The sequence below is a fragment of the Alteromonas sp. McT4-15 genome, from assembly GCF_020515205.1.
GTDB lineage: Bacteria > Pseudomonadota > Gammaproteobacteria > Enterobacterales > Alteromonadaceae > Alteromonas.
This window is the reverse complement of the sequence record NZ_JAJALG010000035.1, coordinates 26,854-42,191: the sequence shown is the minus strand read 5'-3', so window position 1 is coordinate 42,191 and position 15,338 is coordinate 26,854. Positions and strand designations below refer to the sequence as shown.

Here is a 15,338-nt window from a genome sequence, read left to right as displayed (position 1 = left end):
GTATGAGCTTTATCTGTAATATTTCATTACTGATATCGAATATTTTTTCTTTATAAGTTTCTTCAAAATGGAGTTTTTTCAACTTTTCACAGTTGTTTATCTTAAGCGTTAAAATCGCATAAAAACGCTCAAGTTGCTGCTGCGTTGGGGGTAATACATTTGGATATTCATTAAACTTATTAACCAATTCCGATTTGTCAGGTAACTCGCTAAACAATACATATTCATTCAGGACATCAAATAACGGCTGAGATTGATAGAACGGAACCTTGTCTGAATCTTTTGGGTATTCAGTTTCAAACTCTGAAGTTGTTTCCTCAATAAGCTGATAGAGCCTGTCTACATACTTTTGCTTTGGAAAAAGCAGGTTGCGAATATAGCCATATCCCTCTTGTGTTATGAATTGGTCTACGAATTTTGTAGCAACGTAATAAGCTACTCCGCCAACAGCTATTGAGACAGGTTCCATTTTATCTATCCTACATTCTTATAATTTTGTTAAAGCCTCGTGGTTATAGTGAAGTGCTACATCCCACCATAAAACGTATTAACAAAGCCCTTAAACTTCTCAGCAAGCCTTGGTATTACTTTCTTGCGTTGTAATACACTCGGGGGCTTTTCCATTGTAGCAACTATGTCTTCACGCAGTGGTTCTTGGTTGTTGAAGATCATGCGTTCGACTAGTTCTTTTACGTTTTCTGGAATAAGATTTTCTTCCTCAGCCATTTGCTGAGTGGCTTTTTCTTTTTCTACTTCCCAGTAAACTGCAAACGCGTCATCCACTTCTTCAGCTGACTTCACTTCTGGTAAGTTTTCTTGGATGAATTTATCAATTAATTCTTGTTTGCTGCGAAGGGAAGGATCACCACCAATAACCTGCATAAGTGCTTTATATTGATACTGGTATTCTTCTTCAGTGTCTGTCTCTTTGAGCTTGCTAAGCAGTTTTAAGATGTAGGCAACGTTTACTTCATCCATTGCCAGTAACTCTAGTTCAAAGTCGACTTCTTCGAGAATAGATTCTTTTTCAGGTGCCGTATTAGTCTTAACTTTGTCATAAAGATCAAGGTACTTGCTCTTATAGTCTTCAAACTCTTGTTCACTGATGTCTACGTCATTAAACTCAAAGTCGGCAAAGGTTGAAAGCACGTTACGCAATCGCATTAATTCCCTAAAGGCTTTAACGTATTCCAGCTCCATATGCTCATCTTGCAATGAATCAACACTATCTACTTCTGGCGCAATCTTTTTAAGCTGCTCTAAAGTCTGGTTAAACAGCTTAAGGAATTCTTCATACGGCGGCATTATCACCGTATCTCTGGCGTCTTTATTTGAGAACAGTGCTAAGGCTTCGTCTGTACGCTTTTTAAGGTTACGGAAACAAACAATATTACCCTGAGACTTTTGCTCATTCAGAATGCGGTTAGTGCGTGAGTACGCCTGAATCAGCCCGTGATATTTAAGGTTTTTATCAACGTACAAAGTATTAAGTGTTTTGCTATCAAAGCCGGTAAGGAACATGTTCACGACCAGCAGAATGTCGATCTTGCGTTCCCGTACTTTCTTAGAAATATCGTTGTAGTAGTTATAAAACGATTCGCTGTCTTTCGTGGTATAGCTACAGCTGAACATCTCGTTGTAATCGCCAATGAACTGTTCTAGCTTATCTCGGCTATGGCTATACGCGGCCTGAGGCTCGGCAACCTTATCCAATACGGCCTCATCTAAGCCATCAGCGTCTGGATCTTCTTCATTGGCAGCATAAGAGAATATCGTCGCAATTCTGAGGTTGTGTTTACCTTCCGCCTTTTTCTTGGCAAATAGCTCATAATACTTAATTAAGGCAGGTACGCTCGACACACAAAACATGCCGGTAAATTCTTTGTTGTGTGTTTTGCGTTTATGCTGAGCAATAATGTAATCAGTGATCTTTTCCAACCTAACATCAGATTCCATCAGCTCTTTGGTATCAATGCCTTCAACCTCAATATCCACCTCATTAGCGCTGTCTTTCTTCTTATAGCGGCCAACGTACTCAATATTGAATTTGAGCACGTTCTCGTCCTTAATCGCATCAACAATGGTGTATTTATGAAGTGGCTTGTGGAATAAGTCTGTCGTAGTGTATTTACGAGATGATTTTGACACTGCATTCTTTTCAAGAATAGGTGTACCGGTAAAACCAAACATTTGATGATTAGAAAAGAACTGAGTGATTTTCTTATGGGTATCGCCAAATTGACTGCGATGGCATTCATCAAAGATAAACACCATGTTTTTATCTTGCACCGGTTCCATGCGTTTGGAATAGCGTTTATGGCTAATGGCGTTATTGAGCTTTTGTATGGTAGTAACAATCAGTTTGGTATTACGTTTTTCGTTAACTTTGTCCGCTGGAATTGGCGCGTCAGTAAACTGGTCTACTAACAACTTAGTGTTATCCGTGCTATCAACACAACCTTTGGCAAAGCCATTAAATTCTTTACTAGTTTGATAGTCGAGATCTTTACGATCAACCACAAAGACCACTTTATGGATGTTGCTATCGCCGGTAAGAAGTTGAGCTGTTTTAAACGAGGTTAGTGTCTTACCAGAGCCTGTGGTATGCCAAATGTAACCGTTGAGCTCATCAGTTGCTTGATTCTGAGCTTTTAACTGTTCACGCTCTGCAACTCGTTCAATAATCGCTTCTGTGGCATAGATTTGATATGGGCGCATCACCATAAGAATGCGGTCAGTTTCATTCAACACCACATACTTAATGATCATATCTGTTAGGTGTTGAGGCGTTAAAAACTCGTCGGTAAACTTAGTTAATTCGGTATAACGCTCATTTTTAACATCGGCCCAATAGAAGGTTTGTTTAAAGCTTTGTTTGCGATTATTGGCGTAATATTTAGTGTTTACGCCATTAGAAATAACAAATACTTGAACATACTGAAATAAGCCATCTTCCGCCCAGTAGGAGTGGCGTTGATAACGGTTAATTTGGTTAAACGCTTCTTTAAGCTCTAACCCTCTGCGCTTAAGTTCAATTTGAACCAGCGGCAAGCCATTTACCAGTATGGTAACGTCATAACGGTTTTTATAATGGCCTTCTACCGTTACTTGCTGAGTTACTTGGAAGTGATTCTTACTAAAGTCATCATCAAGAAATCGAACATAACCAACCGTGCCATCGTCCTTGTTGATTTGTAGCCTATCACGTAGCGTTTTCGCTTTATCAAACACGTTGCCTTTTGATAAAGCATTACGAATTTGCTTAAGCTCATTATCACTAATATCAAAGCCATTCAGCTTTGAAAGCTGCTTTTTAAGGTTAGTTCTAAGGGATTTAACATCGGTAATGACGGCTTTATCAAAGCCACCTTTAACAAGCTGTGCTACTAAGTTATTTTCTAATTCTTGTTCTGATTGATAGGCCACATTAATTCCTTGTACTTCTAATCCTTATACAAACATCTGCTGCAACAAGCCTTTTTTAAAGGTTTGAGTTAGTTCAATTTGCTGATTTACAGCATCGAGTTTTATATCAAGAACGCGCAGAAAATCTGCTATTTTCTGCTGTTCTTCAGCACATGGAGCGACAACTTTTACATCATGAAAAAACTCTGTAACACTGACGTTCAACAAACCGTGGTTTCTAGCACCTTCTTGAGCAATTTTGTTTATTTCTCTATTTAAGTTACCAGCTTCAAAGTATTGCTCCCAGAACTCATCATGCTGTTCTCCGTGAGACTTAAAACAGATATAAAGTGTCGATACGACGCCTTTATCATAATTATTTAGGCGTTTAATTGCGCCCATCGGGTAGCCCTTTGAATAGCTTTTGTTATAAGCAAAGTCACCTTTTTCTAACAAGTAGTAACCAGTAACATTCTTCGCAGATACAGACTTATTAAAATACTTTTCTTGGTTAATCAGTCCTCGTTGGGCAGAGATGGTTAACACATTCTGATTGTCTTCTTTGTTTTTACGAGTAACCCGCTCAAAAACTTGCTCAAATCTCAGCTCTTGCCTGTCAGGAAAGTCATTGCCATTGTCATCTTTAAAGCGGATTTCTTGCTTAAACAGCTTTTGCATCACGCCTTTTTTGTATTGTTTGAGTAAGGCATGTTTTTCTTTTAATAGGCTGATTTTTTTATCTACAGAGGAAAGGAAATCAGCTATTTGTCTTTGCTCTTTGATAGAAGGTAGAGTCAACTCAAGAGATTTAATTAATCCCCCTGATAAATTTTTCTGTCCTCCATCATTGGCTAAATTTCTTATACCTTCGTATTTTGACATTAGCTGAAAAAAGGCGAAATCTTGATAAACTTTATTTTTATCAAACATCATCGCAGCACATGCCTGATTTGTTGTAGCATCTATATCTAGTAAAGCTACTTTACCTCTAGTAACACCCTGCCCATACAAAGCAATAAGTAATGTACCTTTAGGAAAAAGCTTTGCTGAAGAACCTTTTAAACCCTCGTCGGTAATAAATTCGTCTGCACTAACGATCTTATTAAAATCTATTAGAGAGGTAGTCACCCACGGAATGCTACCTCCCCAATAAGCAGGGTTAGCTCTATTTGGAGTCCCACCAGAAGTGACTTTGCTGACATCACCAACAGTTTCTTTTTCCCATTTATCAGAATATGCTGAAAATCTAATATTAGGAGAAGTCATCTAAATTTCTCCTAGATTTGGTATACCAAGCTCTTTGCAATGCAAACTGAGCTGCGAATTTAACTCTTCCAATTCATTTTGCGTTGAAATCAAATCTAAGTGAACTCTTTCCAAATCAACGTTCTCATCTTCCTCAAAAGTATCCACATATCTTGGAATATTGAGGTTAAAGTCGTTCTCATTTTCTATTTCGGCTAAAGATGCAACATAAGCAAATTTGTCAGCAAACTTTCGGTTTTCTACAGCTTGTAAAATTGCTTCTAAATCTTCATCTCGAAGATAATTTTGATTGGTTGCTTTCCCAAAGCTTTGGCTCGCATCAATAAACAGAATATTATCGCTATGTTGGCGATTTTTCTTAAGTACTAAAATACAGGTAGGTATTGTTGTGCCGTAAAATATGTTTGCTGGCAAACCTATCACCGCATCTAGATAGTTTTTATCTTTGATCAAATGCTTACGAATATGGCCTTCAGCAGCACCTCGGAATAGCACGCCATGAGGCAGCACCACTGCCATAGTGCCATCGTCATCTAGTTGATGAACCATATGTTGCACGAAGGCAAAATCGGCTTTTGAGGCTGGAGCGAGCTTACCGTAATCCTGAAAACGCTCATCGGTTAAAAAGCCAGCCGATGCACTCCATTTTGCTGAAAACGGAGGGTTTGCTACCACAGCTTCAAAGCGTTTTTCTGTGTGATGTGGTTGCTCCAATGTATCGTCTTGTTGAATATCAAACTGACGATAATGCACACCGTGTAAGATCATATTCATTCGAGCAAGATTATAGGTACTTGGGTTAGATTCTTGCCCGTAATAGTTGCCGACCTCTTTTACTTCTTTGGCTACCCGCAGTAACAATGAGCCTGAACCACAGGTTGGGTCGTAAACACTTCGCAGCTTGTCTTTGCCCATAGTCACTAGCTTTGCTAGCAATTTTGAAACCATGGGTGGGGTATAGAATTCACCGGCTTTTTTTCCTGCACCAGAAGCGAACTGGCCGATTAGGTATTCGTATGCATCACCTAGTACATCGATTTCTGTTTCGTGGTGCAGAAAGTCGATATCATCAAGGTGAACTAGGATCTTTGAAATCAGCTCGTTCTTGGCTTTTTCGGTTTTGCCCAACTTGTTTGAGGTTAAATCTAAATCATCGAAAAGACCATTGAAGTCATCTTCTGATGCCGTTCCCATAGTGCTTTGTTCAATATGGTTAAGCACTTCAGATAATGCTTCCAAGATAAACTCACCGTTTTCACCTTTTTGAGCAAGTACATGGAAAAGCTCACTTGGCTTTAAGAAGTAACCTAAGTGGTCAATGGCTTCTTCTTGAATAGCCTCTAGATATTCTTTGCCTTCATCAGTGTTTTCGTCGATAGCGTCAAACTTAATACCGTCTTCTTTTAAAAGCTCATCAGCGTATAAATCCATACGCTCAGACAAATATTTGTAGAAGATAAAGCCTAAAATGTAATCACGAAATTCATCGGCACTCATGTTGCCACGTAAGGCGTTGGCAATATTCCATAACTGCTTTTCGAGTGCTTTTTTGTGTTGTTCAACCATCTTGGTAACTGTTCCTAGTTAAGTTGTTGGCCTGGTGCTATTGAGAAGTCGATTAAATCGAGCAGGCTGTTTTTATTCTTCAAATATAATTGGTACTCATCGCCAGTTAGCGTTGCATTGTCGGTACAATCAACATTCCATTGGCGGAGTAAGTAATTTGCTAAAGCGGCTCGAACCTCAAGTTCAAGTATGCCCTTTGTCATGCCGTAATCCATTTCTATGGCCTTGCTATGGCTAAGGCTCGGATGAGGTACTAGCTGCAATTCACAAAGCGTATTCCAAGCAGTATCCATGTCGGCCAGTTCATTATTTTTAGGCTCAGTTTCTTGCAGTTCGATACGCTTAAATCGCGTGCAAACAAAATCCCTAAACTCTTTGCTCTTACGGTCATAAGCTCGCACATGCCAACGATGACCGTTATTAACAATGGCATGTGGTACTAGCTCTCTCTTGGTCGTGCCGCTACTGAGTGACTCATATTCGCATCGGATTACTGAGTTAGAGTAAATGGCTCTCATGATGGCCGAAATGATTTCAGCGCTTGGATAAACCAGCCGAATCGCATCAAAGCATGCCGATGACTTCTCTTGTGGCAACGAGAAGCCATCTCCAAAGCCCCTTGCTAATGTTTTCAGGGCTTCCTCAGGGTTGTGCTCGAAAATGGCTCTAAATGCTTCTGAGCGCACATACCGTTTATTCTCATGCATAAGCACAGCATTGCCTGGTGCCAACTCCCTATAAAGAGAAAGGTCGCGAGTACACGAAGCCAAACCAGTTCCAAATTTTTGGATCAAGTCTGCTCTTGCTATTTGACCAAAGAATTCAAGGCTAAAATCAACAAAAGCCAGGCGTTCGCGTTGTGCATGGTTCAGATTTTCGAGCTTCATACTTTAATAAAACCAAGTTTTAATCAAAGTACATTAGCTTAAACTGTGAAAAGGAGCAATCAAATTGATGTAATCATTTTGATTATTTTGTGGTTGATGGTGTAGGCTATTTAATAATTGATACAACAGAGCTCAGAACATTGATGGAACCAGAATATAATTCAGGCAACCTCAACTCACTAATCAATGATTATAGGCATATAGTAGTCGTAGACATTGAACATACATGCGCTATAGACGGTTCGCTCCCACCTGAGGAGCGGGAGACAATAGAAATCGGTGCTGTACTTATTGATACTTGTTCATTACAGATAATTGATGAGTTTAGTTGTTTGATTCGCCCAGTTATCCATCCGAAGTTAAGCAAATTCTGCACAGAGTTAACAGGGATCACACAGTCTGAGCTAGATGTTGCAGAGCCATTTCCAAAGCTGTTCGCGAATTTCATCGACTGGTTACCTAGCGATGCTGAATATATTTTTGCTACTTGGGGGGCTTACGACTTAGTGCAACTTAATATCGATTGTGCATCGCACGGGATGCCAGCATTTTCCCCGTCACTCAACTTGAATTTGAAAGAGGCATTTAAAGTGTCTCGTAACCTGAGAAAGAAAGTGGGATTAAAGAAAGCCTTGGAAATTTCAAATATTTCATACAAGGGAAATCATCACCGAGCTTTGGATGATGCTAAAAATACGGCGAAGCTTTTGCCGTTGATTTTTAATGATAAAGAGCGGCCAGGAATTTATGAAGCCACCATTAAATTTGAAATAAATGATGATTCATTAACGATGGATGAAATTGACGACAGTCTTTTTGATGTTGGGTTTGATGACGCGATTGTCAGCCATTCAGGCGATGGAAGAATTGCTATCGAATTAAGTCGAGAGGCCATTAGCTTCGCGGATTTGGTTGAATCAGTTGTTGCCGAGGTAATGAATGTTATCCCGAGTGCAAAAGTAATCCAGGCTTCGAGTGACCGTTGGCAGACAAGCCAAGAGCGAAATCTAAACCCATTCAAGCTTAATAATCTGGGTAACCCCGGAGTCGATGTTTCGACTTCTAGAATTCGAAGCCGACAAAAGCTTAGAAGCATTGCTGAAATTGAAGGTGGTTACATTGTCGATATGCCAGATACCAAAGAGACTCTGCACCCAGCTCGATATTTCGAGGATTTGTTTTTACAAAAGCTAAAAGCTCAGGGGCTAGATAATAAAGTCCTCAGTAAGCAGCTAGATTTGTCAGACGAGCAATTCAATGATTTTCTTAAAGAGAAAATAAGCGTAACAGTTACTTTTTCTAAAAGGCTTGAGGTGTTAACCGGAATGCCTTGCGATTTCTGGTTACGTGCACAAAGCAAATTTGATAATTCGCATAAGTAAGATTGCAGGTGTTTAGAGTCAAGGCTTCAATTCAGTATTAAGATCAGGATTAAGCTTTATTTTAATATCGGTGATTAGGATGGTTAATGAAAATATCAAAAATTCATTAAGAGGGTATAAAAATTATGACTTGGGATGTGTATAACTCACAAACCGATTTACACGACGGAAGCTACGAAAATCTTTCCGATGCAAGGTTTTTTCAAATGATTCATACCGTGCTTTGGAAAGGCAGCGAGTGGGTAATAAGAGAGAGCAGAAGCAATAGAGACAGATTTCATGCGGATTATGAGGTGCTTTTAATAAGCACATTTGGTGAGCCTCAAAACGAATTGCTAGCAAAAATTCAACAAACAAATCTTTCATTCACAAATGTGCGTTGGCTAGACGATATTTTGGTCTTTGAAAGTCACATCAAAGAACAGAGTATGTGTTCAGCATGCTTAAACAACTTATAGAGCGAAACATACATTGGGGCATAAATGGGTTGGAGTAATGTTCGCTTTATAAAATTGAGCTAATAGCACATCATTATTGTGAATGTCTCTTGTTCGCTCACAACCGCCTGTCAGATGAAATTTAAACCTATTCATCAAAACTGTAAGATAAGATATGACTATTACAAATGAAACTACATGTGATTACACGCCGATTAAAAATCGAGTTTTTCGATGGCTTCTGATAATGAATCGACAGCGTGAATAGTCATACCATCTGGAACTTTTTTGGGGACGTTTCCTTTGGGGCAAATACAAACTTTGAAGCCTTGCTGTGCTGCTTGTCGAATTCGCTCTAGGCCACTTGGAACAGCTCTAATTTCACCCGACAATCCAATTTCACCGAAAGCCATTATCTCGTGCTTTATTGCCTTACTACGGTATGAAGAAACCATTGAAAGCACCAATGGTAAGTCAGTGCTGGGGTCTGATGATCTTAATCCCCCAACCAAATTTACGTACAATTCTTGGTCAAAAAGTGCAAGGTTTGCATGGCGCATCAATATCGCGACCAGCATATTCAAACGATTTTGATCTAGCCCTACGGCTAGTCTGCGTGGATTTCCTTGCTGAGAATCAACAACCAAAGTTTGAATCTCAACCAAAACAGAACGACTCCCTTCCCAAAGTGACGCAACCATTGAACCCGGTTTTGGCTCTCTGCTACGATTAAGAAAAATAGCCGCTGGATTTGTAACAGCCTTTAAATAACCATTGTCTGGCATCATAGCTAAAAGTCCCAACTCATTAGTCGAGCCGAACCTATTTTTTTGGGCTCTTAATTCTCTAAATCTCGACCCCTCCATCACTTCGATCATCAGCATAGCGTCACCAATGTGTTCTACGACGCGTGGACCAGCAACTGAACCGTCTTTGGTAGTATGACAAATGATGAACATTCCAACATTATTCTGCTTTGCATATTGAGTTAATGTCTGCATGCATTCACGAAGTTGACTCACACCACCAGGTGAACCTTGAACGTCAGGATGGTACATTGCTTGTAAGGAATCGATCACAACCAGTTTGACCTGTAATTCTGTGATCATGGTTAAGATGGCTAAAACATCATTTTCAGATGCAATATTTAGATGCTCTGTAGGTAATTGAAGCCGAGAAGCACGCAATCCAATTTGAGAAATTGACTCTTCTGCTGATACCACAAGCGAATCGATCTGTTCACTGACTTCACACAAAGTTTGAAGCGTAAGTGTAGATTTACCGGCGCCAGGTGTTCCAGCGAGAAGAACAACACTCCCTGGCACAATTCCTCCGCCCAAAACTCGATTAAATTCGGCGTTACCAGTATTGATTCGAGGCACGTCTTCCAGTTTAACTTGAGAGAGTTTTCGAACTGACTCCTTAGCACCAGCGTAGCCTGAAATACTCGTAACATTTTTACCAGTTCCCAACTTTGGCTCTTTAAATTCGGTAATGGTGTTCCATTCTTTACATTGTGAGCATTGGCCTGCCCATCTAAACGATTCCGCACCGCACTCAGTACAAACAAATTTTATCTTGTTTTTTGCCACCTATTGCTTTTCCTCTTGGTCAATCCGACGGATAACTACCATTACTCTATCGCATCCGCTGTTGCTTACTGATTATATCGTGTTTTTTGTGTCAATTCTCTACCAAGCATGAAACCGTCTAAACGTTGAGAAGCACTTTCTAATGCGTTGACACAATGTGCAAAATTAGGGTTTTTCTTAGTAAGTTCACTGTAGTGCTCTTTCGATTTAGCAAAGGTATAGTTCAACATGTCGTCCATTTGATTTTCGAGTATCATCCGCTCGATAGTTAATACATAGCGCTTCGTGGTTTCAACGTTCTTGTGTCCTAGAATTTCCTGTAGTATCTTGTGAGCATCATTAACCATTAAATCATTTGTATGACATGCGGTTTTGTTATGCATTTTAAGGTAACGCCAAAGTATCTGTGTTGCACCAGTGTGCCGACACATGTGCGAATGAATTTTAATTCCTAGAGCATCAGATGCTCTTTCAAGTGCGTATTGGTATTCACGGTAGCTAACAGGTGTGCCTGTTTGCTTTATCCATGTAGGCTTCGCGGTAGGATCTTTGTCTGCCCCCCACTTTTTGTGTTTTTGACACTTTTCCTTATATCTCTTTAATCGCTCGGCATAGCTCATTGGTGTAATACCAATTCCCTTGTCGATTTTTGGAGCGATGTATTCATGGTGTAATAATGCATGTACCTCGCGTGAAAGAAAGGTTTTCCCTTTTTTTCCACCTTTTTTCACATAGAAAATAGGTTGTTTATAAAGCTCTTCATTTCTTTCCACTTGCGGATAGGTTAAGAAATTTTTGTTCAGTGCTGTTGGTGTAAGTGTGAAATCGTTAATCAGAGCTGAAGCTCTTAAGAGGGTTGTGGTTTGCGCGAATAACATCGCCGAATATACAGGATCGTCTTCATACAAAAAGGCGTAGAGTGACCAAAAATCATCCATTGATAACACGCTGTCACAATAGTCATCTGAAAATTCTTTATTATTTGAATCAATCGCCGTTTCAATTTCGCCTCTATAGGTATGTGATACAGCGGTATGAGATAAGAAGTTATTATCTATATCATTTTTCCCTTCAAATGAGATCGTGTCTGGCATATGCATCATGTGTTCAACATGCGTCAGCGTGAGAAAACGATAGAATGAACGCCAGGCTTTAACATACTGCTCTATTGATGCTTCTTTCCATGCAGCATCAGGATCGCCATTGCCATTTCGAAGTGCATTAATAATTGGCTCCATATTGTCATTAAACGTGGCGCGGAGATAATGCACACCAATGGTACTTTCACCGGTTTCTGGATCTTCAATTTTCTGTTCTGCTAACCGGTTGATAAAGAATACTATTCGTGAAATGCTATCTCTTATGGTTTTAGCACTAGCTTTTCGATACTGCGGATGTATCCTCTTAGGATATTTTTGTCGGCAAATTGCATAGTCAATGATGTGAAGATTTGGTTCATTGGTTCCAACATCATAGGGAAACGGAAAGTCTCTTAATCCTCCTCTGTATTCTAACTCGATCGCCATAATCAAAACCCAATATATACTCTTTCAAATCCAAATATTCGGTTTAATGTATTTTCAATTGCTCCGCCTTTCGTCCAAAACACAACTTGTTTTTGGGTTTTCATGACCCCCTTATAGACCGGGCTACACATACTGGCATCAACGAATCTAATAGCCGTGTACAACTTTTCCAAGAGCGTTTGCATTGCATTAATTGTCGACATACCTAATTACCTCCATTTCATCAAACTTTTCCTTTTTCATATCCGGCCAAGTCATTTTACTTGCTTTATTTAAGATGGTTCGATTGTCTATTTTTTTTGATAGTTCACGCAGGTTGTTGCGCGCAATCAATACTTCTTCCGGCGTTTGAAATACAACAGCACGAGTTTTTATATTTGCGGTACGCACGTATTGCTGAATGATTAACATCCACTTCAATCTGTCGCTTTGTGTTAGATTTGTGGCATCAATAATTACGGGATGCCTGTCACTGTTTAGAAATTGCTGCTCTCGACACCAGTAGCTTTTACCAGCGTTAGGAGGGCCGACAAGCAGATAAATACGCATAGGAAGTGGACGCTTGAGAAGCGCCTCAAGCTCTCTCTCACAAAGCTCCCAAGCGCGTTCGCGCAACGCGTCATCATCAAATGAATATTTGCCATTGATAGTTAGATGCAAATCAGGTGAGATCACGTTAGCTGAAGTAATACTGACAACGCTGCCTCGTGCAGCTTGCTTGAGTATGGCTGTGTTATAAGTGGAATCTATAAGGTTTACTTCCATATCATTGTGCTTGTCTTTTATGCTCTGTATTCGGTTTTCTAGTTCCGCAATTTTTTCTCGGCTTTGTAGCAGTGAACTTTCAGCGTTGAGCGCACGTTCCTTTTCTTTGTTTGCTATTGTTTGTGCCTTTGACAGCGCGCTGTTCGATTGCATGAGAGCGTCAAAATCATTGAGAAATGCTTTAATTTTGTCCTTAACCTTATGGTACTGTGCCTGAATAAGGGGATCTTTTATTTTACCGCCACTGGCATAAAAATACGTTTTGTTGACGTTGGCTTTGGCCAATACGTTTGCTGCTGAGGCTAACGTTTTCTTATTTGCTGCCATAGCCTCAGTTTTGAGTGTTTCAAACGCAATGCATAGATCATTTATACGCTCGTCGTGACTACGTTTGTCGTATACCTTCTTAGTTTTAGCGGACATCGAAATAACCGTGATTGCGTTCGCCTGAGTAGATCTTTTTAAGTGGTTCAGCGTACATTTTCACGAAAGCAGATGCTTCTTCATCAACATCGAAGTTAGGGTTAATTCCCGCTCTGTACTTGATATAGAAGTCAAATGTTTCCAATAGTTTGCGAGACCATTTTTTACCCAATAGCGCTGTCGGACAACTAATCCCTACACATTGGGAAGGATTGGGCAGTGTCATCAGTGCGTCAGTGATGGCTCTTGATAATTTCGAGTCTTGGCGTTTCGAATGATTAAGGTGAGCAGAGCATGGGCTATCAGTTCCATCAGCTGTTGGGCGCATGCACACAACGCCAAGCGGAGTGATTAGGGCGTATGTTTCACTATCCTCGATATCATCAAGCAACAATTGGGTTAATCGCTCCTCCATCGTTTGCAGCATATCCATTTCTGTCAAACTTTTGTTTGCAAGCTTAAATTCTTCGTTTATTTCGTTTTTCAGCACTTCTGCGCCTTTTTCTAAGGAGACGCTGTAACGCCCGCTCACTTCCTGGTTAACAATTGCTTTCGCTAAGTCTTTTGCCATAGCGCCATGTGTTTCTTTCAGCATTTCATCACGCTTCTTTATAACCAACGGGTTTCTGCGAATATACTCATCGGGCATCAAGGCATTTGTGTGTCCAAATAGGCGTTTAAGCAGTAATATGGCTACGTGCGAATGTTCTGCAATATAGCCAGCCAGTGTGGCGCGGACACAGTGTGCTGTAGCTTCCTCATCTAGAGTTGTATTCAACTCAAAACCATAGTGTTTAGAAAGACACTTAAGAAGTTTATTTAAGGTATTGCTGTCTTTCATTTTTCCGAGTTCGTCTCTGTCAAACTTGCGCCTAGATACAGGGGCGTTGTATGTGTTTGGCTTCTTAAGTTCAGTCAATAGAAAGGTGTTATCGTCGTAGCGCAGCTGCTCTAGCAGCTTAACAGCTTGATAGGTTGTTTTACCAACGGGCAGCACAATACGATTTTTTGTTTTCTTCACATCCGATACAAGCCAGTAGATGTCTTTATGCTTTTTAGACGGTTGGCAGCAACCCACACGCAGATTACGCATGTCTACGTTGCGTAACCCGGTCGTCAATAAAATAATCCACGCGCAGGCTGATTGTGCAAGACGAAGAGTGTCATTTGTCCATGAAACGGTGAGATATTTAAACGGGTGCACCTTTCCATTTTTGTGTGTATCTCTAGATTTAATTTCTATAGGAATCATTTTATCGAATACGTCACTATGCTTCAGAGCGTAGTCTCTTACTGGTGCACATTCCTTTGCGACCGAAAGAGCTTTTGAGGCGTCATTAACGCTGTTAGCATTACGCGCTTTGCGAATAGCTGCCGTAAAGCCCCCTAGAGCTTCATGTGAACCAAGAATTGGGAGACTGTGATTCACAATCTTGGAGACAGTTTCAAAAGGCAGTGGTGGGTAAAACTTATTTTCTACCTCGATACCAGCAATCTCTCTTTGTTGTTCAGACCATTTCTGGACACTAACACCTTCAGCAAGCCACGGGGCGGGCGGCAAGCCGATAAGCGATTTTAATTCTTGTTGGGGTAGTGCTGACAGTTTACTCATAAAACTCAGAGCTGCCACGGGAATTGTCTTGCGCTTTACCAATGCTAATTGAACGTGATTGGTTATTTCGTGGTTTTCAAGTAAAGAAAACGATGAAAATGGCTCGTTGGGGGGCGCTATTAATACCCCTCGAACAATTAAAATAGGTACAAACTCAACTAAGAAGTTAATAAGATATGTGTAGACGGTCGAAACTGACAAATGTAGTGTATGGATCATTTCATAAGTTGCTACCTGTAACAGCAACCGAAGTGGTTTGTGCTCTGGTGCCGGCAGGTAATCCTCAAACTTGATTTTATACCGACCTTTAATATCCCACTCGTTATCGAAAATACTCGAATTATGAAGAAAAGACGACACATCCATGGTTTTATAGCGCTGTTCAATATCCTTTAAAATCGCCCATTGCTTGCGGCCCAATTCAAAAGCTGAATGCTGTGAATTGGTGACTTGAATACTAGTTATCATTGCCACCTC

Annotated in this window: 11 protein-coding genes; 2 read left to right on the top strand and 9 right to left on the bottom strand. The window is 40.3% G+C overall.

Going from position 1 to position 15,338, the window contains the following annotated elements:
• The 5 genes from LHL20_RS17715 to LHL20_RS17695 form a co-directional block, all read right to left on the bottom strand.
• The coding region (locus tag LHL20_RS17715; RefSeq protein ID WP_226434251.1) for a hypothetical protein at nt 1-469 on the bottom strand (469 nt) is incomplete at its 3' end.
• A gap of 56 nt (nt 470-525) precedes the next feature.
• Complete coding sequence (locus LHL20_RS17710) at nt 526-3,426, bottom strand: type I restriction endonuclease subunit R (protein WP_226434250.1); 2,901 nt, start codon at nt 3,424-3,426, stop codon at nt 526-528.
• Nucleotides 3,427-3,450: 24 nt separating this feature from the next.
• Nucleotides 3,451-4,671, bottom strand: a complete 1,221-nt coding sequence (locus tag LHL20_RS17705; RefSeq protein WP_226434249.1) for a restriction endonuclease subunit S — start codon at nt 4,669-4,671, stop codon at nt 3,451-3,453.
• Entirely contained in the window at nt 4,672-6,237 is a 1,566-nt protein-coding gene (locus LHL20_RS17700; protein WP_226434248.1) for a type I restriction-modification system subunit M, read from the bottom strand.
• A 14-nt stretch (nt 6,238-6,251) separates the two neighbouring features.
• Nucleotides 6,252-7,124 (bottom strand): WYL domain-containing protein, encoded by an 873-nt coding sequence (locus LHL20_RS17695; RefSeq protein ID WP_226434247.1) that lies wholly within the window; start codon nt 7,122-7,124, stop codon nt 6,252-6,254.
• 89 nt (nt 7,125-7,213) lie between these two features.
• Here LHL20_RS17695 and LHL20_RS17690 point away from each other — a divergent pair, with 89 nt between their 5' ends.
• Together LHL20_RS17690 and LHL20_RS17685 are read left to right on the top strand one after the other, a co-directional pair.
• The gene (locus tag LHL20_RS17690) at nt 7,214-8,506 is read left to right on the top strand and encodes an exonuclease domain-containing protein (protein WP_226434246.1); all 1,293 of its coding nucleotides are present in this window, start codon (nt 7,214-7,216) and stop codon (nt 8,504-8,506) included.
• A 125-nt stretch (nt 8,507-8,631) separates the two neighbouring features.
• Entirely contained in the window at nt 8,632-8,964 is a 333-nt protein-coding gene (locus tag LHL20_RS17685) for a hypothetical protein (RefSeq protein WP_226434245.1), read from the top strand.
• Between the two features lie 194 nt (nt 8,965-9,158).
• Here the strand turns inward: LHL20_RS17685 and radA are convergent, their stop codons facing one another.
• The 4 genes from radA to LHL20_RS17665 all read right to left on the bottom strand — a co-directional run bounded on the left by radA (nt 9,159) and on the right by LHL20_RS17665 (nt 15,329).
• Complete coding sequence (gene radA, locus LHL20_RS17680) at nt 9,159-10,535, bottom strand: DNA repair protein RadA (RefSeq protein ID WP_226434244.1); 1,377 nt, start codon at nt 10,533-10,535, stop codon at nt 9,159-9,161.
• Between the two features lie 65 nt (nt 10,536-10,600).
• The gene (locus LHL20_RS17675) at nt 10,601-12,061 is read right to left on the bottom strand and encodes a site-specific integrase (protein ID WP_226434243.1); all 1,461 of its coding nucleotides are present in this window, start codon (nt 12,059-12,061) and stop codon (nt 10,601-10,603) included.
• A gap of 189 nt (nt 12,062-12,250) precedes the next feature.
• The gene (locus LHL20_RS17670; RefSeq protein ID WP_226434242.1) at nt 12,251-13,249 is read right to left on the bottom strand and encodes an AAA family ATPase; all 999 of its coding nucleotides are present in this window, start codon (nt 13,247-13,249) and stop codon (nt 12,251-12,253) included.
• Nucleotides 13,239-15,329: a site-specific integrase gene (locus LHL20_RS17665; protein WP_226434241.1), complete on the bottom strand. Its 2,091-nt coding sequence runs from the start codon at nt 15,327-15,329 to the stop codon at nt 13,239-13,241. Before LHL20_RS17665 ends, LHL20_RS17670 begins: the two co-directional genes overlap by 11 nt.
• Nucleotides 15,330-15,338: the final 9 nt, after the last annotated feature.